This window comes from Labrenzia sp. ATLA3 (assembly GCF_057180185.1).
In genome coordinates, this window is sequence record NZ_JBXUKV010000005.1 from 228370 (window position 1) to 251950 (window position 23581).

Genomic DNA, 23581 nt, shown 5'->3' on the forward strand with positions numbered 1-23581 from the left:
TCGGCGGCCCCCTTGGGACTCAGGTTTGCGTCACCGCCTGGACGGCACTGATAAGCCAGCCGATATCTTCGGAACCGAGACGGGCGACGTTCACCCGGCCTCCCTTGACGACATGAATGCCGTGATCACGGGTCAGGGCTGTTTCCTGGCTCTCCGTAAGCGGCAGCAAGGAAAACATTCCGCGCTGCCCGGCAAGGTAGGCAAGGTTCCCGGTTCCAAAATCATCCATTTCTGTTTGCGCGATTTGGGCGCGGACCCGGGCAACGCGGGCGCGCATCCGGTCAAGTTCCTGCAGCCAGAGTGCCTTGAGTTCTTGATCCTGCAAGATTGTGCGCACCACGGACGGGCCATGATCCGGCGCGTGAGATGCCCCTGAACGCACAATGGCCGATACGGCTCTGTGGACGCGGGACCGATCGTCTTTTCGGGTCTTCACGAACAACGCTCCGGCACGATCCCGGTAGATGCCGAAGGATTTGGAAAGCGTGATGCAGACGATGCATTCGCGAAAGCGTTCAGCGATTTGCCGGGCCGCGGAGCCATCAGCCTCGAAACCCTGATCAAAGCCAAGGTAGGCCAGATCGATCCACGGAATGATGCCCCGCTGCTCCAGCACCTCAAGCAGAGCAGCAAACTGCTCTGGCGTCATGTCCGCACCTGTCGGGTTGTGGCATACCCCCTGCATCAGAAAGACGTCGCCGCTTCTGGCGTTGGCCAAACCGTCGAGCATCTGATCGAACGTAATCTTGCGCCCGATGGGATCGTAATACGGCACCTGCGTAAATCGGGTGCCTGCCGCCGTCAGAATGGGGATATAATTGCCGTAGGTCGGCGTTTGCAGCCAGACCGTGGGCGGTTCGGGCATCTGCGCCAGAAGATCCGCCATGACCCGCAACGCCACAGCCCCGCCCGAGGTCTGTGCCGCAACCCAGTCGCTGCCGAAGGTTTCGCCCAGAACTTCCTGCCCCAGAACCGTGCAGTATTCTGCGTCACCCGTCAGGGCGAGGTAAGACTTGGTCGTTTGCGTCTCAACCAGCCGCCGCTCCGCTTCTTTTACAGCCTGCAGAACCGGAGTTTGGCCGTGCTCGTCCTGGTAAATGCCGACGGTCAGGTTAAGCTTGTCCGTGCGCGGATCCTGAGCGAAGTAATCCGCTCCAATCATGATGGGATCGACCGGGTAATTCTCAACCTTCTCGAACACTTCTGAACCCTTTTTCCGAATCGACGGCATGATTGCGGTAAACCTCCGCTGCCTTGCAGATCATCTCTTGGAAGTCATTGCCCTGCAATGGGGCGGCAGAACGGCGGTGACGCTCGCAAGAGAAGCATTCGCAACAGGCTGCCGGAAGTGCTGCCCGGGCTTCAGAACCGCGTGATGACCGTGGCGCCGACAGACTGGAAGCTGTCCATGCTCATCAGGGCCTCCGGCGCATCCGCCAAACTGATCTGGCTGCCAACCAGCCGCGAAGGATCAAGTTTGCCGCTGGCCACCATGTCAAGCATTGCGCCGTAGCGATGCGCCTGCATCCCGTGTGAGCCGAGCAACTCGATTTCCTGACCCACGATCTTGGGCATCGGAATGGCGGGTGCGGCATGGTCGCCGAGCATCAGCCCGACCTGGATGTGTTTCCCGCGTGGCCGCAGGCAGAGGATAGAGTTGGTCATGGTCACCGGATGGCCGAGCGCATCCAGCGAGACATGGGCACCGCCCCGAGTGATCTCTTTGATGGCCTCCGGCACATCGGCTTCGCTGCCGTTGATGACCGCCACAGCACCGAGGTCCTGCGCGAGTTTCAGCTTGGCGGGTGCGAGATCCACCCCGATAACGTTGGCCCCGGCGGCCGCCGCGATCATGACAGCCGACAACCCCACGCCGCCGCAGCCATGCACGGCCACCCACTGGCCCGCGCTGACCTTGCCCTGATCGATCACGGCGCGAAAGGACGTCGCGAACCGGCACCCGAGGCTGGCTGCGGTTGCAAAGTCCATGCTCTCCGGCAGCGCCACAAGGTTCAGGTCGGCCTGATGAATGCCGACAAATTCGGCGAACGACCCCCAGTGGGTGAAGCCGGGCTGTTCCTGGTGGAGGCAAACCTGCTGGTGCCCGGCGTGACATTCGGGACAGCTTCCGCAGCCGCAGATGAAAGGAACGGTTACCTTGTCGCCAACCCTCCAGTTGGTGACGTCTTTACCCACCGCTTCAATCACACCCGCCAGTTCATGGCCGGGCACATGCGGCAGCTCGATATCGCTGTCATGTCCCATCCATCCATGCCAGTCGCTTCGGCAAACACCAGTTGCTGCAACCTTCAATACGACGCCATGCGCCTCGGGGCTCGGGTCATCCACGGTGACCAGCTTGGGCGCTTTCTGGAACTTTTCAAACAGCACGGCCTTCATGGCAGGGTCTTTCGGTTTCGTCGTTAATCTCCGGGAATCATAGATGGAAAAGTGGAAAAAACTTTGCTAATCCCGCGCAGTTCCGCATATTTCAGGTCAGGAAAACCTCAGTTTCTCCCTCTTTCAAGAGGAATCTGCCCTTGTCTGACATCGATGCCGCCAACGCCCAGATCCTTTCCCTGCTGCAAGAGGATGGCCGGATGACCAACGCAAAGCTGTCTGAAAAGCTGGGTATGAGTGAAACGCCCTGCTGGCGCCGCCTGAAACGGCTGGAGGAAGCCGGTTTCATAGATGGCTATCAGGCCAACTTGAACCGCCGCAAGCTGGGGCTGGGTGTCATGGCTTTTGTGCAGTTGCGCTGTTCAAAACATGATCAGGCCGCTACGGCTGAATTTCAACGGATTGTAGAGACAACCCCGAGCATCCTCGCCTGTCACAACACGACAGGGGCGGACGATTTCCTGCTGATCGTCGTCGCGCGGGACCTGGACGATTACAGCTCCTTTGTCGACAGCACGCTGCGCCGCCTTCCAGGTGTTACCAGTATTCGCTCCAACCTCTCGCTGAAAGAGATGAAAGCGTCCAGCAAACTGCCGATCACGCCATCCGCTGTGTAGCGGTGATGACACAAGGCCCGCCCGAGGTTTGCCGCCGACCGTGTCTTGAGATTTGGCTGTTGAAAGAGCGCTCCCGATCCAGTGCCCCAGATGATCAAGCGTTTGTAACAGGGCATTGAAAGTGACTATTTCAAGTTGAAGTAGAAAAAATCTTAGATCTACGGTGAAAGTTAATGAAGATTCAGCGAACGGATGGTTCGTTAACCATTTTGGGATCTGTTTTTCAAGTAAAAATTGTTCTGGATCTCACGCTCACGGTACAAATACTTCATGTTTACGCATAAAGGGAGGGCGTTCAGAGATTACACCCAATAGTTTCATTACATATATTTAATTACCGCTCCGTAGGAAAAATACCTAAGTCATTGGTCACCCAGAAGGCGCGACGGTGGATGCCGCGCTGGGTGGAATGGAGTAACTCATGAAAATTCGCTTTCTCGTGACGGCTGTAGCCGCCATCGCTCTCACATCGTCTGCTATGGCTGCGGCGCCTCACCACTGGTCGTATGAGGGTGCGACCGGCCCGACGCATTGGGGCGACCTTTCAGAGAAATTCGAAGCCTGTGAAGCCGGGATGGAACAGTCCCCGGTGGACCTCACCCATGCAATCAAGGCAGATCCGGCTGATATCGAATTTCATTGGAACAAGGATGCCGATTGGACCGTCGTCAACAACGGCCACAGCATCCAGGCAAACTCGGACGATGCAGGCTACATGGTTCTTGACGGGAAAGACTATAAGCTCGCGCAATTCCATTTCCACACGCCTTCGGAACATGCAATCGACGGCAAGCGGTTTCCGATGGAAGTCCACTTCGTGAATGTTGCGGACGACGGTGAATTCGCCGTTATCGGCGCGATGATCGAAGGGGGCGGTGACAACACCCTGTTCGATGCGGTCATGGATGCCGCGCCCGCAAAGGAAGGCGGTTCCGCTGAAATCGGCAAGGAAGACCCGGCGTCTCTGCTGGGCAAAAAAGACAGCTTCTTCCGCTACGAGGGCTCGCTCACGACTCCTCCCTGCTCACAGACGGTCGTCTGGACGATCATGAAAGAGCCGCTGAAGGTTTCCGATGCCGAAATCAAGAAATTTCAGGACATCTACCAGATGAACGCCCGGCCGCTGCAGGAAATCGGCCGCCGGTTTATCCTTGAACAATAATCTTTCAGGCATTTCCTGACCAATCCGACCGGACCGGCTTGAGCAGCTGGTCCGGTCGACGGTTTTAATGACCTGTTTTGGAGAGGGTCTTCGCGGGTTTGAATGCGCCTATCCTGCCCGGCGCCTTAATCACAGCTCATGGATTAGTCGCGCAGCGCCTCAGCAATCCTTTCGGCAATTTCAAGAACCAGCGGCCCGAACTTTTCAAGCGCCTCCGGGGTGCTCATCGCGCTTCGGATCCAGATGAGCGAGACGCAGCCAAGAACAGCGCCGGCCGAGCGGATCGGTACGGCAATGGAAGCGGTTTCCTGGCGAAATTCGCCGCTGTCTCTTATGGCAATCCCGCGATTGCGGGTCTCTTCGAGCAGCCTTGAAAGCCAGCGCTCCTCCAGATACGGGGCATCCTTCTCATCGCCGAGACGGCGCAGATGATCCAGGATCAGCGCGCGCTCCTCCTCAGGACAGAAGGAAATATATGCTCGCCCGGTGGAGGTTCGCAGCACCGGCAAGCGATAGCCCGTCATGCCGCGGTCGATCGACAGTGGCGACCGGCCATGTGTCGTTTCCTGGATGACCATTGCAGCATTGTTGTAGACCGTGAGGTCGAGTGGCCAGACAACCTGTCTGGAATATTCGCTGAAGATGGGGCCGGCCGCCTGCGTGATTTCCGTGGTGAGCGCGTAGCCGTCACCGAGCGCAGCGGCAAAACGTGTCACCCGGACGTAATTGGACGTTGCGGAAAACGCGACATAGCCAAGTTCTTCCAGCGTCTCCAAAAGCCTGTAGACCGTCGGACGCGGAAGACCAAGTGCCTTCGCCACCTCGCCCGGGCGCGCTTCGCCCACCTTGTTCACGTACCGCAGGATGGCAAGCCCGCGCGCGAGTGCGCGCACGGGCCCGGATGTTTTTTGGGACGAGGCCGGTTCACTGAGCATGGCTGAAACATTGCACAGGCCGGGCTCGGGAAAAAGTCAGACTTCCGCCTTCACCGGGTTCGACAGAACGCCTATGCCGGACACTTCGACCTCGCAAACGTCTCCGTCCTTCATGAAAAGGGGCGGAGACCGCCTGGCGCCAACCCCCCCCGGCGTGCCCGACACAATGACGTCACCAGGGAGAAGCGGCAGGATGGTCGAGCAATAGGCAATGAGACGGGGAATGGAGGTGACCAGCAACGAGACGTCCGTATCCTGGACCACTTCGCCATTGAGCCGCGTCTGCAGGTGCAGTTTTGACGGATCGGGAATCTCATCGGACGTTACCATCCATGGACCGAAGCCACCGGTACCGGCAAAGGTCTTGCCGGGCATGAACTGGTGCGTATGCTTCTGCCAGTCGCGCACCGAACCGTCGTTGTAGCAGGAATAGCCAGCAACGTAGCTGAGAGCGTCCTCTTCAGGAATGCGCCGGCCCTCCTTGCCGATGATCACGGCAACCTCACCCTCATAATCGAACATGTCGGATTCCAGCGGTTTGATCAGCGGTGCTCCGTGTCCGATCTGGGAGCCGGAGTAGCGTGCGAACAGCACCGGGTTTGGGGTCTCGTCACGGCCCGTTTCCGTGATGTGCGCATGATAGTTCAACCCGACGCAGATGATCTTGTCCGGGTTCGGGATGACGGGATCCAGCGACACGTCCTGAAGGTCGAAGTCCGGGTTTGCCGAGGCGAGTTCGGCAACTTGTGCCATGTCGCCTGTGGCGAGAAATGCGCGCAGGGACTTTTCGGCAAAGCGCCGGCCGAGGTCGACGAGACCCTTGTCGGTGACCAGGCCGTAGGAGGACGTGCCGTCCTTGGTGAAAGAACAGAATTTCATGGTGTCAGGCCATTTCCGGTTGCTGAGTTTCGATAGGGTTGGGAAGGACGAGCGCCAAAAGCGCTTCGAGGTCTTCTTTGGTGTCGGCGCCGCCCAGTGTGTGACGGTCGGGCCGCAATACGGTGGCCCGTGCACCAAGGCGCGCGAGATGTTCGGCGGCGTTCGAGGTTTCGCTTGTCACAAGTGCGACACCGTCCGGCAGGGTGAGACCGTCGGCAAGCCCGGCCTCGGCGACCACGACGAACTGATACGGATAAACAGCATCCATCAGTCTTCCATCGTTGAGACGCGGCTGGCCGAAGAGGCGGCCCGCCTTGTCACCCTGGCCAAGGCCCTGGCCAAGAGGAGGGGCAATGCTTTCCATGCGGGCGGACCCGTCACGCGCGGGCAGGGCGGCGCGAAGTGCTTCTTGCGTTCCGGCAGTGTTGATCAAGCCGCCTAGACGCACGGCCGTCTGGATGTATTCGCGGGCATTCGGCTTTCGTTCGCTCTCGTAGCTGTCCAGCAGCCGTTCGGCGTCGCTGCCCGTGACCTTGCCCTTGCAGACGAGCGCAAGCTTCCAGAAGAGATTGGCGACATCGCGCGTGCCTGCACACATTCCCTGGCCCATGAAGGGCGGCGTCTGATGGCAGGCGTCACCAGCCAGCAGAAGCCGTCCCTTGCGCCAGTCTTTCGCAACGAGGGAATGGAAGACATAGACCGCGGTGCGTTCGAGATCTGCTTCGTCCGGCGTGATCCAGTCGGACAAAAGCGCCCAGACGTTTTCCGGCTTCGTGATCTGCGCGCTGTCCTCTTCGGGACGCACGGTAATTTCCCAACGGCGACGCTTTCCCGGCGTACGCACGTAAGTCGCCGGTCTTTCGGGCCGGCAATACTGGATCGAATGATCACCAAGTTCCGGTTTTTCGGTCTTCAGGATCACATCGACGACGAGCCAGCGTTCATGAAAACCAAAGTCCTCCATGCCGCTTTCGATATAGCGGCGGATGAGAGAGCGCGCTCCGTCGCAGCCGACGACATATTGCGCCGAAATCCGTTCGATGCTGCCGCAGCTCATGTCCTCGTAGCGCAGCTGGACCCGCTCGCCCTTGTCCTCTACGTGGAACACCTCGCAGCGGCTGCGCACCACGACGCTCTGACGCCGGGCCATATGGTCGCGCAGGAGTTCTTCGAGGTCAGGCTGGTGGAAGCGGTAGTTCGCTCGCCAGCCCTGTGGTCCCTCGCCCTGTGGCCGCGGCCAGTCGAGCAGCAGTTTGCCCTGCGGGTCGACAAAGCGCATGCCCGGATGGGGATGGGTCTTTTCTTCCATCTCTTCGGCGATGCCGATCCACTGGAAGACGCGCATCACCTCGGCATCGAAATGCACCGCACGCGGCAGGTGATAGTGTGCGCTTTCCCGTTCGAGAACGAGCGTTTTCAGCCCGCATGCGCCGAGAAGATGCGCGAGCGTTGCCCCTGCCGGCCCATAGCCGACAATGGCGACATCGAAATGCTCCATGGTTATTTCCCCTGTTTTGCAAGTTCGCCGTAAAGCCACGGGCACTCCACAACGGGTGGCGAGCGGCGGCCGGCCTGTGCGGCTTCAAGGCGCATGTCGCGCAGGCGTTTGCGCCCGCCTTCCTCGGTCAGATAGAGGCGCTCGTGACCCCAGAAGCTTGGCCCGTCGTGGGTCTCGTGCGGTTCCCAGGTGGCGGGGTCGATCAACCGGCCGCCCCAGCCGTTTTCCACGAAAAAGCCCGATGGCGAGTTGGCGTAGAAGGAGGTCATGTAGTCGTTGGTGTGCCGGCCGAGCGTGTAGGCGACGCGGCCCTCGTCCAGTTGGGCAAGGTCGTAGCCCTGACCGACGTCATCGAGGTTCTGGAATTCGACCATGAAGTGATGAAAGCCGGCCTGTCCCGATCCGACCATTGCGAAGGAATGATGGCGTTCGTTCACATGGAAGAAGTAGAGCCCGTAAGGCTGAAGGCCGTAGTCCGAGACCTGGAAGTCCAGAAGGTCCCGGTAGAAAGGCAGCATGACGTCGATGTTCTTCACGTGCAGCACGGCGTGCCCCATTCCCAGGGGGCCTGTCATAAAGCCGTCTATCGGCCGCCCCGGACGGAAAGGGTCCGATGCGATCATCGGGTTGTGAAACAGTTCGATGCGGTTGCCCATCGGATCTTCGAAGGCGATCAGGTTTTCGACGAAACGCCGGTCGCACAGCGCTTTTGAGCCGAGGGTCACCCGGACGCCCGACCGTTCAAGCCGGCCGGCATAGGTCTGTAGGTCGTCCGCATTCTCGACCTCCCAGCCCATGAAGGCGAGGGTGTCGCCGTCTTCGTCCGACACGAGCAGGCGTTGCATCCGGTCGTCCATGCGAAAGGCGAGCGCCTTGTTGCCGCGGTCGATCGTCTGCATTCCGAGCAGCTTGCCGGCAAAGTCGCTCCAGTCATCCAGCCTGTCGGAGCGCACACCGAGATAGCCCAGTGCATTGATTGCCATGGTCGTTTTCCTGTTGAATTAGCGATGACACAGTTTAGGCGCCGCGGACGGTCCGCACCCAGGTGAGATTGAGTGCCGTCCGTTGGACGGACAGGCAGTGGGCCACCTGTCCGTCCGCTGGATGAACGAGACCGGTCATTCCTGCCGCATTGGCGCGGATGACACGGGCCGGCTCATTCTCCGGCGATTTCCTTCGCACGCTCGAGCGTTGCTGCAGCGGTATCCGCATCCGGTTGACCGTTTACCCAGGCTTGTGCCGCGCCCGAGAATGCCTCGTCCCAGGCGGCCAGGCCCGCATCGTCCAGATCGACGAAATTGACGTCGCCGTTCTCCCGGAAGCTCTTTTCGATCTCGGCATCTGTCGTATCGACGACCGAGGCAATCCATTCCGCTGTTGCACGACCCGACATCTCGTCGACAACGGCCTTGTCGGCGTCGGACAGGCTGTCATAGGTGGTCTTGTTCATCAGGATTGCCATGGGCGAGGCGATGAAGCCGGTGGTGGTGATGTTCGGAGCAACCTCGTTGAGGCGGAAGGTGCGGTAGGCATCCATCACCCAGACGGCGCCTGAGACCACACCACGTTCCAGACCTTCGTAGACCTGAGGCGCGGGAAGGCCGACACCAGCGGCACCCACCATATCGAAGAGCTCGGAGCCGAACTTCGACGGAGAGCGCAGCTTGAGCCCGGAAAGCTGAGCGGGGTCACTGACTGGTCCACTCGCCATGAAAAAGCGGTACGCAGGCGTTGTGAACAGCGCGATGACCTTATAGTCCGCATATTCCCCGGCGAGGCTGCCGTCCTCGAGCAGCGAATTGAGAATATCCGCTCCCACCGCGCTATTGCTGACAATGCCGGGCACCTCAACGACGCCTGTCAGTGGAAAGACGCCGGGTGTATAGGTCGGCACCACCAGCGCCACATCCGCGACACCTGCTTTCAACAGATCTGCCTGTGCGGGCGGAGCGCCCAGGATCGAACCGGGGTACAGCTTGAATGCCGTACCGTCGGAAAGCTTGGTGTTGACCTTGTCGATCCAGGGCTGAAGGATCTTGGCGGAATAGAAGCCCTGCGCCGGTTCGAAAGACGAGACGCGCATCTCGCGGGCTTGCGCGAATGTTGCGGTCAGCGACGATGCGCAGAAGAGCGCGATGGCCGTGGTTTTAAGCAGTTTTTTGAACATGAAATCCTCCCTTTGAAGTCACTTGGCGTTGAGTGGCAGCCAGAGCACGATCGCCGGAACGGCAATGATGATGGCAACGCGGATGAAATCGGCAGTGACGAAAGGCGCCGCGCCTTTCCAGAGCTCTGTCAACCGGATGTCGGGGGACACGGTCTTGAGGACGAACAGGTTCATGCCGACCGGTGGTGTGATGAGACCCATTTCCACCACCATCACCGCGAATATGCCGAACCAGACGAGGTCGATCCCGGCGGCCTGTGCGACTGGAACAAAGAGCGGCACCGTGAGAAGCAGCATGGCGAGACTGTCCATGAGCGTCCCGAGCACAAGGTAGATCGCCAGCATCAGAAGAATGACGAGGAGCGGCTGATCGATGATGCCTGAGAACATGCCGGTCAATGCAAACGGCAGACCCGACAGCGCGAGGAAGAAGTTGAACAGATTGGCCCCGATCATGACCAGATACAGTGCGCCGCAGGTCAGTGCCGTATCTCTGACGGCCTCGAGAAATCCGCTCGGCGACAATCTGCGCGACAGGAACCCGTAGGCCAGAACCAGGGCTGCGCCGATGGCCGCCGTTTCGTTGGCCGTGAAGACGCCGCTGTAGAGGCCGCCCATGATCAGGCCAAAGATCGCCAGCGGTGGCAGTAGCTCCCGGAGCGCTGCCCGGCGTTCGGCGCGGTTGGCCCGTTCGTGCCGGGGCGCTGTCGACCAGCCGGCCCAGATCGGAACCCAGATTGCCAGACAATAAAGAAGGATTGCCAGAAAGATGGGGCCGGTCGTTGCAAGCAGGAGCTCGCGGATCGACTGTTCGGCGATGAATGCATATATCACCAGAACCGTCGACGGAGGGATCAGGATGCCGAGCGTGCCACCAGCTGCGACAGCCCCCGCCGAAAGCGATTTCGAATAGCCCGCTTGCCGCATCTGGGGCATGGCGATGCGGCCCATGGTGGCGGTGGTGGCGAGGGACGAGCCGGAGATCATGCCGAAACCGGCAGAGGCGCCTATGGTCGCGAGCGCCAGTCCGCCCCGGCGATGACCGAACAACACCGACATGGACTGGTAGAGCTTCGCCGACAAGCCGCTGTGCGCCGCCAGATTGCCCATCAGGACGAACAGCGGCAGCATGGTCAGCGTGTAGTTGGTCACGCTGTCCCAGACCGTGGTCGCGCCAATCGTCATGGTGCCGGCGAAACCGATGATCATCGCAGCGCCCAGAAGACCGACGAGGCCAAGGGCGACAGCGACCGGAATCTCGAGAAAAATCATGATGATGGCGGCGCCGAAGCCCAGCCCGCCGAGCAGAAGACCGTCCATTATCAAGCCTTCTCGTTACGAACGACAAACCAGACGCCGGTAATTGCGGCGAAGAAGGCTGCAAGAAGGGCGAGCGTGACGATGGTCAGGGCGACCGGGATCGGAAAGCCGAGATCAGCTGTGGTTTCCGGGGACCCTGCCTTGGCAAGGGCGTTCTGGCCCACAGCCCAGAGGATCAGTCCGGCGAAGCCGAGCGACACGATACTTCCCAGCAGGCCAAAAGGCCGGGCGAAGCGCGCCGGCGCCAACTCGGAGAGCAGTTTTGCGCTGACGTGTCCCTGTCTGGCGTAGCAGACCGGCATGGACAGAAGCGCACCAAGGCCAATGGAAAGCGACGTCAGCTCGATGGCGCCTGGAACATTGGTCCCGGCAGTTGCGCGCAAGACGACATCGCTCACCGTGACGGCAGTGCCGAACAGAAAGCAGATGCCGGCGGCTGCCAGAAAACTGTTGGAGACAATCGTCGTCAAAGAGTGGCTGTGCATGACATCCGTTTCTCGTTGTGACTAAGGACGGAGGTCGAAGTGCCGGTAAAAACCGGGCCTTTGTGGCTGCGGCGCCGCGTTCCTCCCAAACGCAACGGTCGAACTATAGGGACCGGTGCTGGGATCCAGGTACTGGAAACAGGAGGGTGTCCACCAGGCGGACACGTTGTGGTGTGCAAGCGCCGGTCCGGGATACACCCAGAACCCCAGAGAAATCAGGTTGGCCATACCTGCGGAACTGCTCAACGGCCAGCAGTCCCGAATGCGTCGCTATTTCTCGCCGCACAAAGGCCTGATCGCATCCGTGCACAAGTTCCAGGGGTTCAAGGAGCACCTCTTTTGTGTCGGGCAATCGGGCGGCATTTGGCAAGGCCGGGAAACGGCCTTGCCAATGTATCGTGGAAAGTTGTGCTTTTTGATCGCCCGGCACGTTGCCGCGCCGAACAGGTCAGCTTTCCTGACAGAGAAGCACCACGCAGCCACGGGTTTTGCCGCTTTCGATCAGTGCATGCGCCTCGGCGCAGGCTGAAAGCGGAAACACTTTCGCGATGCGGTGCTTCAGTTTGTTCGCCGAAAGCGCAGCATCGATATCATCGATGGCCCGTTTCTTGGCACTGTCCGGCATGGCATAGACAATGACCAGATGTATGGTCAGGTCCATGTACATCATCCGGTAGAACGGCAGTTTGGGCTGCATGTCGGCGGAAGATGAGTAGGTCGCGATCACGCCACTGGTCCGAATGACGTCGAGCACCTTTTCCAGATTAGCCCCGAATTCGACATCGATCACCCGATCGACCTTGGTACCACCTGTCGCGGAGAGCAGTTGCTGCGGCCAGTCGTCATTCCGATGGTTGATAACGATCTCGGCGCCCGCGTCCCGGCAGGCAGCTTCGTCTTCTTCGTTGCTGGCCGTGGCGATGACGCGCGCGCCGGCAAGGGCCGCCCACTGTATCGCATAATGGCCGACGCGGCCCGCGCCTCCAGTGACCAGGACGGTTTGATCCCTGACATCACCATCTGCAAAAACGCACCGATGTGCCGTCATGACCGGAATGCCGAGACAGGCACCGGTCTCGAAATCAGCCGCTTCGGGCAGGGAAGGGGCGTGATCGCTGTCGACAGCGACATACTCAGCAGCCGTGCCGAACCGGCGCCCGAACTGGGCGTTGTAGATCCAGACCCGTTCTCCGACACGGGCCGTGGAAACGCCGTCACCAACGGCTTCGATTATGCCGGCGCCGTCGCTGTGCGGGATGACGTAACCCTTGTCGAGAAGGTCCGGAAACGAGCCAAGGCGTTTCTTGGTGTCGGATGGATTGACCCCGCTCGTTTCGACCTTCACCAGCACCTGGCCGGGTCCGGGCGTGGGCTTGTCGATATCGCGAGATTGAAGAACATCGGCAGCGGGACCGAATGTTTCGAACAGCATTGCTTTCATGATTTTTCTCCTTCCCCCGGGACTGACAGAGATTCCGTGTGCTCGTCAACCACGATCACCCGCCTGGACACCCATCGTGCGGCATTAGATGGGCATTATTCAGATGCTCTGCCTGGGGTTTGACGTTGGCCAGTCCTGGCGAACATAGCGCCGATTGTTCAGCTTCGAGCACAGTCTCGGCGTTCCGTTGCCTCTTTGTCGAAAGAGAGAAGGCATGGGCTTGCTTATTCTGAGACAAACCCTTGAAAACCAAAGCAGGGAGGTTGAGAGCAGATAGCCCTGGCGGCAGCTTTTCCTTGCAAGAAATCGGGGGTTGATTACGCTGCGGAATATCGAAATTTCGAACTCGGCATCAATGGGTCGAGCCACATGGATGATTTCTATTCTGTCTTGAAAGGTCGTTCCCAATGTTGCGCTTTGTAAATCGTGCTGCCCTGACCCTTGCTGCGGCTCTTCTGTCCCTGCCAGCGTATGCCGGGGACAATATTTCAGGACAGGTTGAAGTCGGCCGCAGTCCGGTCTCCGGAGCTGAAGTGACCCTCTGGCTGGCAGGTCCGGGCGCCCCTCAAAAGCTTGTCGCGACCAAGACCAAAGACGATGGCAGCTATGACCTTGCGGTTCCTGAAAGGACCGGGGAAGCTGGTGTTCTCTATCTTTTGGCGGCGGGCGGAGAAGCAAAGTCTGCAGCCGGCAAAGGCGACAATCCGGCAACCAGATTGATGGCCACACTGGGGGTAGAGCCACCGCAACGCGTGACGATCAACGAACTGACCACGGTGGCTTCTGCCTGGACAGCCGCACAATTTCTGGACGGTAGCTCACTGAGTGGCAACGCTCTTGGGCTGAAGATTGCCGCAGGCAACGTGCCGAACCTTGTCGATCTTGAAACGGGCGGCCTTGGGCCGGTTATCGTGGATCCGCTGAATGCTCCGGTGACCACGACACTGGCCAAGTTCAACACGTTGGGTCTGCTGCTGTCGGCCTGTGTGACAGCCATTCCGGACGCCTGTGACAAGCTGTTCGAGGCTGCCACGCCGCCTGGCGGCGCAGCGCCGACAGATACGCTCCAGGCGGCGCAGAACATCGCGCGCTACCCCTGGCACAATGCGGACAAGCTCTTCGGGCTGCTGGACACTTTCTATCCCGTGCCGGAAGGCAAACGCTACCGAGACGTGTCACTGGTTCCCTACCTTTTCCATGCGCCCAGTTCGTGGACGTTGTCGCTGGTCTATTCCGGTGGCGGCTTTTTCGCGGTGGGCGGCGCCGCCATTGATGTTGAGGGTAATTTCTGGACCAACAACAATTGGCTGGTCGGGTCCCAGACCACGATCTTCCAGCAATTCGGAGCCGGCAGCGGGAAATTCGCACCGAATGGCAAACCTCTGTCACCTGCAATCACAGGCTTTCAAGGCGGCGGTCTCGACAGCCCCGGATGGGGCGTCGCCTTTTCCGCCGATGACAAGGTCTGGCTCACAAATCTGATCGGCAGCACGATTTCCGTGCTGGACCGCAAGACTGGCAAGCCGCTGTCGCCTGAAGGCGGCTACAACTTTGATGGCAAGCTCGGGCAGATGCAGGGCGTCCTCGTCGCACCCAACGGCGATGTCTGGGCGCTGGACAATGCCAACGGCCAAATCGTCCACATTCCCGGCGGCGACCCGTCCAAAGGACGCCTTCTGGGCCAAACCGTGGACGGCAAACCCGCAGATGGCACGTTGCAGGTCAAGTTGCCCTTCGGCATCGCCATTGACCAGAAGGACAGGATCTGGATCACCAACAGCGGCTCCGACACGGTGACCCGGTTTCCGGCGGACAATCCATCCAAGGCGGAAGAGTTCAAGGTCGGCTTCAGCCCACATGCCATTGCCATCGACAGCCAGGGCAATGCCTGGGTCGGCAACCTTGTCGGGCATCCAGGGACAGGGGAGAAACTGGCCCTCGTCAAGCAGAAGCTCGAGTCGCGGCTCGAGGCACGGGAAGGGACAATGTCTGCCGACGACATTGCGGCCCATGCATGGATCGACCTGTGGGGCATCGTCAGCAAATACCCCGGTGGTGATATCTCCAGGATCTCCCCCGACGGTACGGTCCACGGTCCTTTCAACGCGAACGGCGCCATTACGGGCCCTTGGGGCGTCGCCATCGACGGTAATGACAATGTCTGGGTGGCGAGTTCCACCAGTCAGTCCGTTACTCAGCTTTGCGGTGTGCGCACCGAAACCTGCCCGGCAGGACTGAAGACCGGCGATCCGATCACGCCCGCCGAGGGGTATATCGGCGGTTTGCACACCGTCGCCCCCATCGCGATTGACCCGGCAGGCAATACGTGGGTCGGCAACGGCTGGAACGATACGAAGGCAGGGTTCAGCGAGAACCCTCCCGAGGCGGTGTCGACGCACTTCTCGGCTCACACCATCGTTGTGTTCTTCGGGGTCGCAAAGCCTGTAAAGACACCGCTTATCGGGCCCGTCCGAGCTCAGTGAAGAAGGGCTTTCGGGGCAGATTGTGGGGGCTTCTGGCGAGGCCTCCCGAACCGGCGCTGATCGTTTCCAACCAAGCCGGGGGTAGGGGGGGACGAAATGAACGAACCTGTCTTCCAACCCTTTTTTCGCTCAACGTGCTTCAAACGGCGACAAATGACCGGGTTTTACATTAACGAAAGGACCCATCGGTAAACTGGACAAAATCTTCCAGAGACGAGAAACAGATGCCGTCTTCCAGTGCCGCCGCTCTCGAAATTCTCAATCTTCACAAGCGCTTCAGTGAACCTGCCGTCGACGATCTCTCGTTGAAGGTGCGTAGTGGCGAATTCTATGCCTTGCTGGGCCCGAACGGTGCAGGCAAAACCACCACGCTGCGGATGGTGGCGGGTTTGCTCCAGGCCGATGCGGGCATGGTCAGGGTCTGCGGCATCGACGCCTTTGCGGACCCGATTGCCGCCAAACAGGTCCTGGCCTGGGTGCCGGACGAACCCATGGTCTATGACAAGCTGACCCCGCTCGAATATCTTGAGTTCGTGGCAGGCCTTTGGAGCATGCAGCCGGACCTTGCAAGGTTCAAGGCCGATACTCTTCTGGAATCCTTTGGGCTTGCCTCTCACGCCAATGAACGCTGCGGCGGATTATCGAAAGGGATGCGCCAGAAGGTGGCGCTTGCCGGTGCCTTGATCCACGAACCGCGTTTGATCATTCTCGATGAACTGCTCACGGGACTTGACGCAGGCTCTGCCCGGCAGGTGAAGAAGGTTCTATCCGGGCTTGTCGCGCAGGGCGTGTCGATCATCATGACGACGCATATCCTCGAAGTTGCGGAGCGCATGGCTGACCGGATCGGCATTATCGCTCGGGGGCAGCTCGTCGCCGAAGGAACGCTGGAAGAGCTGCAAGGAGAACGGGCGAACGCCGTCGGCAATTCTCTGGAGGACATTTTCCTGGAAATCGTGGGCGGCAACGTCGACGGCGATACACATGCGGGCACGGCCAATATCCTGGATGAGAAAGTGGCATGAGAGCGATAGCGGCACCTTCCGCCCTGTTACGTTTCTCACGGCATGAGCTGCGGCTTGCCTGGCGCGACTGGGCGTGGATGTTTTCAGGCTGGCGCAACACGAGCCTGTCGCGCGCCCTGATCGGCATGAGCATCTTCTATGCGGTCATGCACCTGATCGCCTACGCCGTGCTTTCCCCCCGATTTGCCACGGGGCTTGTGCTCGATCAGACCGTACAGGCAGTGCTTTCGGTCACGGTCCTGCTCAGCTTCACGATGATGCTGTCACAGGCGATGGAGTCTGTAACGCGTGCGTTCTACTCCCGTGATGACCTCGACCTGATCCTGTCTTCCCCTGCGCCCTCCCGCGACCTGTTTCTGGTGCGAATTGTCATGATGGCTGTGACAAGCTGGGCGATGTCGGCGCTGGTCATTTCGCCATTTCTCAACGTTGCGGTGGCGCTTGGCGGCGCGCACTGGCTGGCGGGATATATTGTTCTCCTGGCGGTCTCGTTGAACGCAACCGGGGCAGGGGTGCTGATCACGCTTGCGTTGTTCCGAATGGTTGGCGCACAGCGCACGCGCTTCTACGCGCAAATTCTGGCTGCGGTCGTGGGCGCGGCGTTCCTGATCGGGATGCAAGTGGTTGCGATCCTGTCCTTCGGATCAATGTCCCGGTTCACGCTCTTCGATCCGGACTTCCTGGCAAAGCATGCACCAGGTGAAGGTTCGGCATGGTGGTTCCTCGCCCACACGGTGGCCGGCCAGACCAGTGCCGTCTTTCTGTTCCTCGCAGTTTCTGCCGTGTTTTTTGCGGTGGGGGCCTGGCGCGGCGCGGTTCAGTTTCGCAGCATTGTCGTGTTGGCACTTGGCGTTACGGAAAAGACCCGGCGTGGACGCGCCTCTGAACGGACTTTTCGCAGTCATTCGCCGCTCGGCGCGCTCGTTTTTAAGGAACTCAAGCTCATCGCCCGCGATCCCTGGCTGGTTTCCCAGTCATTGATGCAGGTTCTCTATCTCATCCCGCCCGCTGTCATGCTCTGGGTCAGCTTTGGCGAGAAAACCGAGATTTCCGCGATAGTCGCCCCCGTTGTTGTCATGGCGGTTGGTCAGCTAGCCGGCGGTCTTGCGTGGCTGACGATCTCCGGTGAGGATGCACCAGACCTGATTGCAACGGCCCCCATCTCTGCGTTTACACGCCTGTGGGCGAAAGTGGTGTCGGTCCTGATCCTCATCGCAGCAATTGTGCTGCCGATTACCTTGGGTCTGGCACTCATATCAATCCAGGGTGCCGTGATTACCGCCGCAGGCGCAATGATTGCAGCAGCATCTGCAGTGCTGGTTCAACTCTGGTTTAGAGCGCAAGCCAATCGCTCCACCTTCCGACGTCGGCAGGTCGCCTCGAAGACGTCGACGCTCGCGGAAGCTGCGGCATCCATTGCGTGTGCGGCGGGCACAGCACTCATCGCGGCGGGGAGCCCTTTGGCGATCCTCCCCGCTGTCATGCTCTTGAGTGTGCTCGGGATCTCCTGGAGCATCCGTCCGCAACACGGCGCAAGATCCTGATGGGTTTGCGCATTCCAGGCAGGTCCAAATTGGTCCACACCCTGGTGTTTTCCAGGTCTCAGGACACGACATCCACGCCGGCTTGACGGAAGGCGGCTATCTGCTCTGCAGCAACCGCCTTGTTTGTTACCAGCCGGCCGATCTCTCCGGCCTGCCAGGACTGCACCCTGCTGGTTTTGCCAAGCTTGCTCTGGTCGGCCAGAATGACTGTCTGCAGCGCCTGTGCCGCCATGGCGATGGCGATTTCGGCTTCCTGCAGGTCGTAGAAATACGCGCCGGTTGTCGGATGCACCGCGACCGGGGCGGAGAAGCAAAGGTCGACACGGAAACGGCGGATTTCGGAGAGGGTGAGTTCTCCGACCGTTGCCGGCACGTCAGCGGCCATCCGCCCGCCCAGCAGCAGCACTTCCTTGCCGGCTCCCTGCAGCGTGGTGGCTATATCCAGGGAATTGGTAATGACTGAGAGGTCCGACAGTTTCACCAGTTCCCGCGCGAATATGGCGGTGGTCGTGCCTGCGTCCACCAGGATCGTCTGCCCGGGCTGGATCAGACTGGCCGCCTTGCGGGCAATCTCCGATTTTGCCCGGATCTGCGTCGTCATCCGTTGGCGGAAAGGCTCTTCGGAACGTGGCTCGGGCAATACCGCCCCGCCATGCACGCGGCTGACCTGACCGGCTTCCTCCAGATCCAAAAGGTCGCGACGCACCGTCTCGCGAGAGACGTTCAGCATCTCCGCCAGGTCATTGGCGCTCACCTGCTGCTTCGCGCCCAGCATTGAGAGGATGCGCCGGTGACGTTCCTTTGCCCACATCAGACTGGCCTCTTGATCCTGTTTCGCCGCCCCATCAACGTCAGTGTTGCCTTCATACCCAAAAGCGCGACGCAGACAACCGCCATAAGGCAGGTGGCAAAGGCGGCAGCCTGCGAGGTCAGACCTGCATCGTCCAGCCGCATGATGGTGACTGCCGCGACACTCAGGTCAGGTGTGGTGAGGAAGACAACAGCCGACAGCGTGACCATGGACCGCATGAAGAGGAAGAAGAAGACCGAGACGAGCATGGGGGCTATGAACGGCGCGATGATATCGACCGCTGTCCGGGCCATGCCGGCCCCAAGGCTGTCCGCCGCTTCCTCGAGCGCTTTGGGCAACTGGCGAAAACCGGTCATCACCGTCAGAAAGCCCTGCGTGTGGTAGTGGTAGAAGTTGACGATCGCGATGAGGGCCGCCGTCCCATAGAGGAGGTAGAGCGGTGTCGCCGTTGAATTGAAAGTTAGAATATAGGCAAGCCCCAGGACCATCCCCGGCACTGCGGCCGGCATGGCGGCGAGCATCTGGATGGACTGGGCCACGCTGCGCGGAAGCCGGCGCAGCCCAAGGCACAGGAGGAAGACGGCAAGCGTGCCTCCCGTCGCCGCCATGAGCGATATGGCGATGGTCATCCAGAGCGAGGAATAGCCCCCGGCCAGCGTGATGTCATAGTGCTTGAATGACAGCGCCATGTTGTAGGGCCACAGGGTGACGAAGCTTGCGTAGACAACGATGCCGATCACCGCGACGATGCCGGCGCAGATTAAAAGCGAAAGCGATGCCATGACCGGGTCGCGCACCGCTGCAAAGGATGGCCGGTATGGCACCTGACCGGTCACCTGTCCGACTTGTTGCCGTTTCATCGCCTGACGCTCGATGGCGTAGGAAACCACCGTTGGCAACAACAGCATGATGCCGACCACGGCGCCCATGTTGAAGTTCCGCTGGCCAACCACCTGAGAGTAGATTTCGGTTGCCAGAACCGAGTAGTCCCCGCCGATCACAGCCGCGTTGCCGAAATCGGTGATCGTGATTGTGAAGCAGACGAAAGCCGCGTTCAGGATGCCGAAGCGCGCAGCGGGCAGGGTGAGGTCGCGAAACTGGCGTGACGGCGAGGCGCCCATCACTTCCGCCGCTTCGTAAACGCGCGCATCCAGCAGGACCAGCGCCGCACCGATAATCATCACCGCCTGCGGCAGAGCATAAAGTGTGTTGGCGATCAACAGGCCCCAGAAGCCGTAGATATCGATTTCGACACCCAGGGCACGGCTGATGACGCCGTTGCGCCCCAGAAGGAATATCAGCCCAAGTGCCTGCACAAGGGAGGGGGCGAGCAGCGGCAGGACGATCACACCGCGGATCAGCCACTTGCCCGGGAAAGCGCAGCGATAGAGGCCGTGTGCGATGATGAAACCCAGGAAGACGCTGAGCACCGTCGTGGCGGCCCCCATGAGCAGGGAATGTTCGGTTGCACGCCAGAACCCCGTCGAGCCCAGAACGCGCGTGTAGTTGGCAAGCCCGTAACCGTCGTCAACCGTCAGGGATCGCAGGAACACGACCACCATCGGGTAGAGAAAGAAGAGGACGAGCCCAAGCAGAGGCAGCCCGACGCAGACAAGCGTCAGCAGCCGGTTCGCATCCAGTTGTCTGCGCGCAGGCGTGGTCATCGTTTCTACACCGCTCATGCGGCGGTCTCGGCAGGCTGTTGGGGCATATCGTCAGTCACCCAGGTGCAGGCTTCCGGTGGAATGCTCAGGTTCACGCGCTCGCCCTCGTGACAGGAATTGTAGCCGTGAGTCTCGACAACCAGCGGCCCGATTGCGCTGTCGACCTCAAGCCGCCGCAGATTGCCAAGGAAACTGATGCTGCGCACGGTGGCGTTGCCGTCCTGCGCGGGTGTCAGGCCGATCTGTTCCGGGCGAATGCAGGCCACATGGTCCGCGCCCGTTCCTTCCGGCCGCTGTGCCATCAGATCCGGGAATTCTCGGCGGATAGGCTCGGCGGAAACGAGATTGCTGATCCCCATGAAGTCCGCCACGAAGCGCGTCGCCGGACGGTGGTAGAGATCTTCCGGCGTGCCTGCCTGCACCACGACGCCATGGTTCATGCAGATGATCTTGTCCGCCAGCGCCAGCGCCTCTTCCTGATCGTGTGTCACCATCAGGGTTGGTATGCCGAGCGAACGCTGAACATGGCGGATTTCGCCGCGCAACTCGGCCCGAACCTTCGCGTCCAGCGCAGACAGCGGTTCGTCCAGCAGCAAGACGCGCGGATCGACGGCGATTGCCCGGGCCAATGCGATCCGCTGCTGCTGTCCGCCGGACAGTTGACCGGGAAACTTGCCGGCGACTTTCGGTAACTTCACCAGCTCCAGCAGTTCAGTCACGCGGCGTGAAATCTCTGACTGCGGCGTGCCACGGATCTTCAGCCCGTAACCGATGTTCTCGGCCACTGTCATGTTGGGAAAGAGCGAGTAGGACTGGAACACGATACCGAAGCCCCGCTTGCGTGCGGGAAGGTTTGAAAGCGCGGCTCCCTCCAGAAGGATATCGCCGCTGTTGAGCTCCGATAGCCCTGCGATCAGCCGCAGGAGGGTCGTTTTGCCACAGCCGGACGGACCCAGCAGACAAACGAATTCCCGTCGATCAATCTCGATCGAGACGTCGTCGAGCGCTTTGAAGGACCCGAAGGTCTTGGTGGCGTTGCGGACAGTCAGATACACGGCGGGTCAGGTCTCCTGTCAAAGTGGGGCGCGGGTCTCCAGCGAAGCCCCGCGCGCTTCTGGCGGCGGCCGGAGCCGCCGCGCGCACCATCAACGGCCCAGCTTTTCCTTCCAGGTAGCCTTCACGTCCGTCTGGTTCTTGGCTGCAGTGACGAAGTCGATATCCGCCAGGACAGTCGAAATGTCAGCCGGCAGGCCCGCTTTTTCGGCCGCCTCGGAAGCATCGACACCCGGAACCGTGATCAACGCCTTGTACTGCTGGTAGAGGTCGATTGCCTCGTCAGACATTGTCCAGTCAAGAAAGGCCTTTGCCGCCTCCTTGTTGTCGGAGCTGGCCATCAGGCCGGAGGCTTCAAGCTCATATCCAACACCTTCCTCTGGGAAGACCATGGCCAGCGGATAGCCTTCCTCGATGGACTGCATCGCGGTGAATGCCAGTGAAATGCCGACAGTGTATTCGCCGACGCGCGCGGACTTGCAGGGCTTGGATCCGGACGAGGTATATTGTGCCATGTTCGGGTCGACGGCTTCGAGCTGCGCCCAACCGGCCTCTTCACCCATGGTTTGCAACACTGCATTGACGTGCAGATACCCGGTCCCGGAAGAATTCGGGTCCGGCATCAGGATTTCGCCCTTGAAGTCCGGGTTCTCGAGATCCTTCCAGCTCTTGGGCATCGGCAGGCCCTTTTCCTCAAGCCGTGCCGTGTTGACGCAAAACGCTCCCATGTAGCCGATCGGAGCAAACCATTTGCCGTCTTCACCACGGAAAGTGGCGGGCAGAACATCGACGCCCTTGGCTGCGTAGGGTTCCAGCATCTCGAGGATCTGAGGATCCATCATGGCGCTGACGGCCCATCCCCAGATCACGTCGGCCTGCGGATTTCCCGCTTCTGCCAGAAGACGGGCGCCCAGCTTGCCGGTGGACAGGCGTAGCACATTGATCTCGGTATCAGGCATCGCCTCCTGCGCCGCCTCGACATATGCCGCGATCTCTTCTTCCTCAAGCGCTGTGTAGACAGTGATTTCATCAGCGGAGGCTGTTGTCGCCATGCCGACGGCAAACAGCGAAGCCAAGGTGAATTTGCTCCAGGTCTTCATTGTCGTCTCTCCTTGTTGATCCACGTATTCGTGTGCCAGTAGCTGCCCCGGATCGGATCCTCCCGAGACCCTTTTTTATTGCCGCGTCCTCTGGTCGCGGTTCTGGGGATATTTGTGTAGTCTTGCATTTTTGTGTCTTTTGTCTACAGTTAATTTGCTGGCGAACCATCGTTGCCAGCCCCCGCAGACGAGGAAAATTCATGCAGAGCTCCACGACGCCGCCCGAAACGGAGATGCTGGCGCGTTTTGCCGACGGGCTCGCCGACGTGACCGACGCCATGGCGATGACCTACTTCCGCAAGCCTCTGGACGTGGAGCAAAAAGCCGACCTCTCCCCGGTCACCCAGGCCGACCGCGCCATCGAAGCGGCCATGCGTGAACGCATTGTCCAGCGCTTCCCGGTCCACGGCATCCTTGGCGAAGAGCACGATGATGCCCGCCTGGATGCAGATTACGTTTGGGTGCTGGACCCGATTGACGGGACAAAGAGTTTCGTTTCCGGGATGCCGACCTTCGGCACCCTGATTGCCTGCCTTTACAACGGGGCGCCGGAACTCGGTATCATCTCGATACCGCCGACCGGTGAACGCTGGACGGGTCAGCGCGGCAAAGCATCGACACTCGATGGTGCGCCCTGCCGTACCAGCGGCCGAACCCGGCTGGACGAGGCGATCCTTTATACAACGACACCCGATACGTTCGATGCTGCGGGAAGTGCAAAATTCGAGGCGCTCTCACGAAAAGTCGCCATGCGCCGCTTCGGGGGGGATTGCTACGCCTACGGTCTGCTGGCGTCGGGGCACTGCGATCTGGTGTTCGAAATGAACCTGCATCCCTACGATTACATGGCGCTCGTTCCCGTAATCGAGGGCGCCGGAGGCGTGATCACCGACTGGAAGGGGGAAGCCCTGGGCCTGCACTCGGAAGGCCATGTCATCGCTGCGGCCAATGCCGCTTTGCACGCAGAAGCTCTGGCAGCCTTGTCCTGACACGACAA

Annotated in this window: 20 protein-coding genes; 6 read left to right on the forward strand and 14 right to left on the reverse strand. The window is 60.3% G+C overall.

Annotated features, from left to right (window positions below):
- Positions 1–19: 19 nt before the first annotated feature.
- On the reverse strand, positions 20–1231 hold the full coding sequence (locus AC2A6O_RS15265) for an aromatic amino acid transaminase (protein ID WP_498928292.1): 1212 nt from the start codon (positions 1229–1231) through the stop codon (positions 20–22).
- A 131-nt stretch (positions 1232–1362) separates the two neighbouring features.
- Positions 1363–2400 carry a zinc-dependent alcohol dehydrogenase family protein gene (locus AC2A6O_RS15270; RefSeq protein WP_498928293.1) on the reverse strand — a complete coding sequence of 346 codons (1038 nt, stop codon included), beginning with the start codon at positions 2398–2400 and terminating at the stop codon, positions 1363–1365.
- Positions 2401–2540: 140 nt separating this feature from the next.
- On the opposite strand from AC2A6O_RS15270, the gene AC2A6O_RS15275 reads away from it, so the two are divergent.
- Entirely contained in the window at positions 2541–3017 is a 477-nt protein-coding gene (locus AC2A6O_RS15275) for an Lrp/AsnC family transcriptional regulator (RefSeq protein WP_148584009.1), read from the forward strand.
- Between the two features lie 421 nt (positions 3018–3438).
- Complete coding sequence (locus tag AC2A6O_RS15280; RefSeq protein WP_498928296.1) at positions 3439–4179, forward strand: carbonic anhydrase; 741 nt, start codon at positions 3439–3441, stop codon at positions 4177–4179.
- Between the two features lie 143 nt (positions 4180–4322).
- On the opposite strand, the gene AC2A6O_RS15285 is transcribed toward AC2A6O_RS15280, so the two are convergent.
- The 8 genes from AC2A6O_RS15285 to AC2A6O_RS15320 all read right to left on the reverse strand — a co-directional run bounded on the left by AC2A6O_RS15285 (position 4323) and on the right by AC2A6O_RS15320 (position 12904).
- Positions 4323–5114 carry a DNA-binding transcriptional regulator gene (locus tag AC2A6O_RS15285; protein WP_498928298.1) on the reverse strand — a complete coding sequence of 264 codons (792 nt, stop codon included), beginning with the start codon at positions 5112–5114 and terminating at the stop codon, positions 4323–4325.
- 36 nt (positions 5115–5150) lie between these two features.
- On the reverse strand, positions 5151–5993 hold the full coding sequence (locus tag AC2A6O_RS15290) for a fumarylacetoacetate hydrolase family protein (protein WP_498928300.1): 843 nt from the start codon (positions 5991–5993) through the stop codon (positions 5151–5153).
- Positions 5994–5997: 4 nt separating this feature from the next.
- Positions 5998–7491, reverse strand: coding sequence for a bifunctional 3-(3-hydroxy-phenyl)propionate/3-hydroxycinnamic acid hydroxylase MhpA (gene mhpA / locus AC2A6O_RS15295; protein ID WP_498928302.1), 1494 nt, complete (start codon positions 7489–7491; stop codon positions 5998–6000).
- Between the two features lie 2 nt (positions 7492–7493).
- Positions 7494–8474 (reverse strand): VOC family protein, encoded by a 981-nt coding sequence (locus AC2A6O_RS15300; protein ID WP_148584014.1) that lies wholly within the window; start codon positions 8472–8474, stop codon positions 7494–7496.
- 173 nt (positions 8475–8647) lie between these two features.
- Positions 8648–9658: a TRAP transporter substrate-binding protein gene (locus AC2A6O_RS15305; RefSeq protein ID WP_498928304.1), complete on the reverse strand. Its 1011-nt coding sequence runs from the start codon at positions 9656–9658 to the stop codon at positions 8648–8650.
- 18 nt (positions 9659–9676) lie between these two features.
- A complete protein-coding gene (locus AC2A6O_RS15310) occupies positions 9677–10978 on the reverse strand; it encodes a TRAP transporter large permease (protein ID WP_498928306.1) in 1302 nt (433 codons plus the stop codon).
- A 2-nt stretch (positions 10979–10980) separates the two neighbouring features.
- The gene (locus AC2A6O_RS15315) at positions 10981–11463 is read right to left on the reverse strand and encodes a TRAP transporter small permease (protein WP_498928308.1); all 483 of its coding nucleotides are present in this window, start codon (positions 11461–11463) and stop codon (positions 10981–10983) included.
- A 448-nt stretch (positions 11464–11911) separates the two neighbouring features.
- Positions 11912–12904, reverse strand: coding sequence for an NADPH:quinone reductase (locus AC2A6O_RS15320; protein WP_498928310.1), 993 nt, complete (start codon positions 12902–12904; stop codon positions 11912–11914).
- A 407-nt stretch (positions 12905–13311) separates the two neighbouring features.
- Between AC2A6O_RS15320 and AC2A6O_RS15325 the strand changes: the two genes are divergently transcribed.
- The 3 genes from AC2A6O_RS15325 (at position 13312) to AC2A6O_RS15335 (ending at position 17956) form a co-directional block, all read left to right on the forward strand.
- Positions 13312–15387 carry a Vgb family protein gene (locus AC2A6O_RS15325; RefSeq protein WP_498928312.1) on the forward strand — a complete coding sequence of 692 codons (2076 nt, stop codon included), beginning with the start codon at positions 13312–13314 and terminating at the stop codon, positions 15385–15387.
- Between the two features lie 224 nt (positions 15388–15611).
- Positions 15612–16412 (forward strand): ABC transporter ATP-binding protein, encoded by an 801-nt coding sequence (locus tag AC2A6O_RS15330; RefSeq protein ID WP_498928314.1) that lies wholly within the window; start codon positions 15612–15614, stop codon positions 16410–16412.
- Positions 16409–17956 carry a permease gene (locus AC2A6O_RS15335; RefSeq protein ID WP_498928316.1) on the forward strand — a complete coding sequence of 516 codons (1548 nt, stop codon included), beginning with the start codon at positions 16409–16411 and terminating at the stop codon, positions 17954–17956. Before AC2A6O_RS15330 ends, AC2A6O_RS15335 begins: the two co-directional genes overlap by 4 nt.
- A 58-nt stretch (positions 17957–18014) precedes the next feature.
- Here AC2A6O_RS15335 and AC2A6O_RS15340 read toward each other — a convergent pair whose 3' ends face one another.
- From AC2A6O_RS15340 to AC2A6O_RS15355, 4 genes are all read right to left on the reverse strand, one after another.
- Positions 18015–18767, reverse strand: a complete 753-nt coding sequence (locus AC2A6O_RS15340) for a DeoR/GlpR family DNA-binding transcription regulator (RefSeq protein ID WP_498928318.1) — start codon at positions 18765–18767, stop codon at positions 18015–18017.
- Complete coding sequence (locus AC2A6O_RS15345) at positions 18767–20449, reverse strand: ABC transporter permease subunit (protein WP_498928320.1); 1683 nt, start codon at positions 20447–20449, stop codon at positions 18767–18769. Before AC2A6O_RS15345 ends, AC2A6O_RS15340 begins: the two co-directional genes overlap by 1 nt.
- Positions 20446–21486, reverse strand: a complete 1041-nt coding sequence (locus AC2A6O_RS15350) for an ABC transporter ATP-binding protein (protein WP_498928322.1) — start codon at positions 21484–21486, stop codon at positions 20446–20448. Before AC2A6O_RS15350 ends, AC2A6O_RS15345 begins: the two co-directional genes overlap by 4 nt.
- A gap of 90 nt (positions 21487–21576) precedes the next feature.
- A complete protein-coding gene (locus AC2A6O_RS15355; RefSeq protein ID WP_498928324.1) occupies positions 21577–22584 on the reverse strand; it encodes an ABC transporter substrate-binding protein in 1008 nt (335 codons plus the stop codon).
- 200 nt (positions 22585–22784) lie between these two features.
- Here AC2A6O_RS15355 and hisN point away from each other — a divergent pair, with 200 nt between their 5' ends.
- Positions 22785–23573, forward strand: a complete 789-nt coding sequence (gene hisN, locus AC2A6O_RS15360) for a histidinol-phosphatase (RefSeq protein ID WP_498928326.1) — start codon at positions 22785–22787, stop codon at positions 23571–23573.
- The last annotated feature ends 8 nt before the right edge of the window (positions 23574–23581 follow it).

What these genes read in the sequence shown, in the direction of transcription:
- AC2A6O_RS15320 (WP_498928310.1), bottom strand. Translation starts at nt 12,904, where the DNA reads ATGAAAGCAATGCTGTTCGAAACATTCGGTCCCGCTGCCGATGTTCTT.
- AC2A6O_RS15325 (WP_498928312.1), top strand. Translation starts at nt 13,312, where the DNA reads ATGTTGCGCTTTGTAAATCGTGCTGCCCTGACCCTTGCTGCGGCTCTT.
- AC2A6O_RS15355 (WP_498928324.1), bottom strand. Translation starts at nt 22,584, where the DNA reads ATGAAGACCTGGAGCAAATTCACCTTGGCTTCGCTGTTTGCCGTCGGC.
- AC2A6O_RS15265 (WP_498928292.1), bottom strand. Translation starts at nt 1,231, where the DNA reads ATGCCGTCGATTCGGAAAAAGGGTTCAGAAGTGTTCGAGAAGGTTGAG.
- hisN (WP_498928326.1), top strand. Translation starts at nt 22,785, where the DNA reads ATGCAGAGCTCCACGACGCCGCCCGAAACGGAGATGCTGGCGCGTTTT.
- AC2A6O_RS15305 (WP_498928304.1), bottom strand. Translation starts at nt 9,658, where the DNA reads ATGTTCAAAAAACTGCTTAAAACCACGGCCATCGCGCTCTTCTGCGCA.
- AC2A6O_RS15300 (WP_148584014.1), bottom strand. Translation starts at nt 8,474, where the DNA reads ATGGCAATCAATGCACTGGGCTATCTCGGTGTGCGCTCCGACAGGCTG.
- AC2A6O_RS15340 (WP_498928318.1), bottom strand. Translation starts at nt 18,767, where the DNA reads ATGTGGGCAAAGGAACGTCACCGGCGCATCCTCTCAATGCTGGGCGCG.
- AC2A6O_RS15285 (WP_498928298.1), bottom strand. Translation starts at nt 5,114, where the DNA reads ATGCTCAGTGAACCGGCCTCGTCCCAAAAAACATCCGGGCCCGTGCGC.
- AC2A6O_RS15330 (WP_498928314.1), top strand. Translation starts at nt 15,612, where the DNA reads ATGCCGTCTTCCAGTGCCGCCGCTCTCGAAATTCTCAATCTTCACAAG.
- AC2A6O_RS15345 (WP_498928320.1), bottom strand. Translation starts at nt 20,449, where the DNA reads ATGAGCGGTGTAGAAACGATGACCACGCCTGCGCGCAGACAACTGGAT.
- AC2A6O_RS15310 (WP_498928306.1), bottom strand. Translation starts at nt 10,978, where the DNA reads ATGGACGGTCTTCTGCTCGGCGGGCTGGGCTTCGGCGCCGCCATCATC.
- AC2A6O_RS15290 (WP_498928300.1), bottom strand. Translation starts at nt 5,993, where the DNA reads ATGAAATTCTGTTCTTTCACCAAGGACGGCACGTCCTCCTACGGCCTG.
- AC2A6O_RS15280 (WP_498928296.1), top strand. Translation starts at nt 3,439, where the DNA reads ATGAAAATTCGCTTTCTCGTGACGGCTGTAGCCGCCATCGCTCTCACA.
- AC2A6O_RS15270 (WP_498928293.1), bottom strand. Translation starts at nt 2,400, where the DNA reads ATGAAGGCCGTGCTGTTTGAAAAGTTCCAGAAAGCGCCCAAGCTGGTC.
- mhpA (WP_498928302.1), bottom strand. Translation starts at nt 7,491, where the DNA reads ATGGAGCATTTCGATGTCGCCATTGTCGGCTATGGGCCGGCAGGGGCA.
- AC2A6O_RS15335 (WP_498928316.1), top strand. Translation starts at nt 16,409, where the DNA reads ATGAGAGCGATAGCGGCACCTTCCGCCCTGTTACGTTTCTCACGGCAT.
- AC2A6O_RS15315 (WP_498928308.1), bottom strand. Translation starts at nt 11,463, where the DNA reads ATGCACAGCCACTCTTTGACGACGATTGTCTCCAACAGTTTTCTGGCA.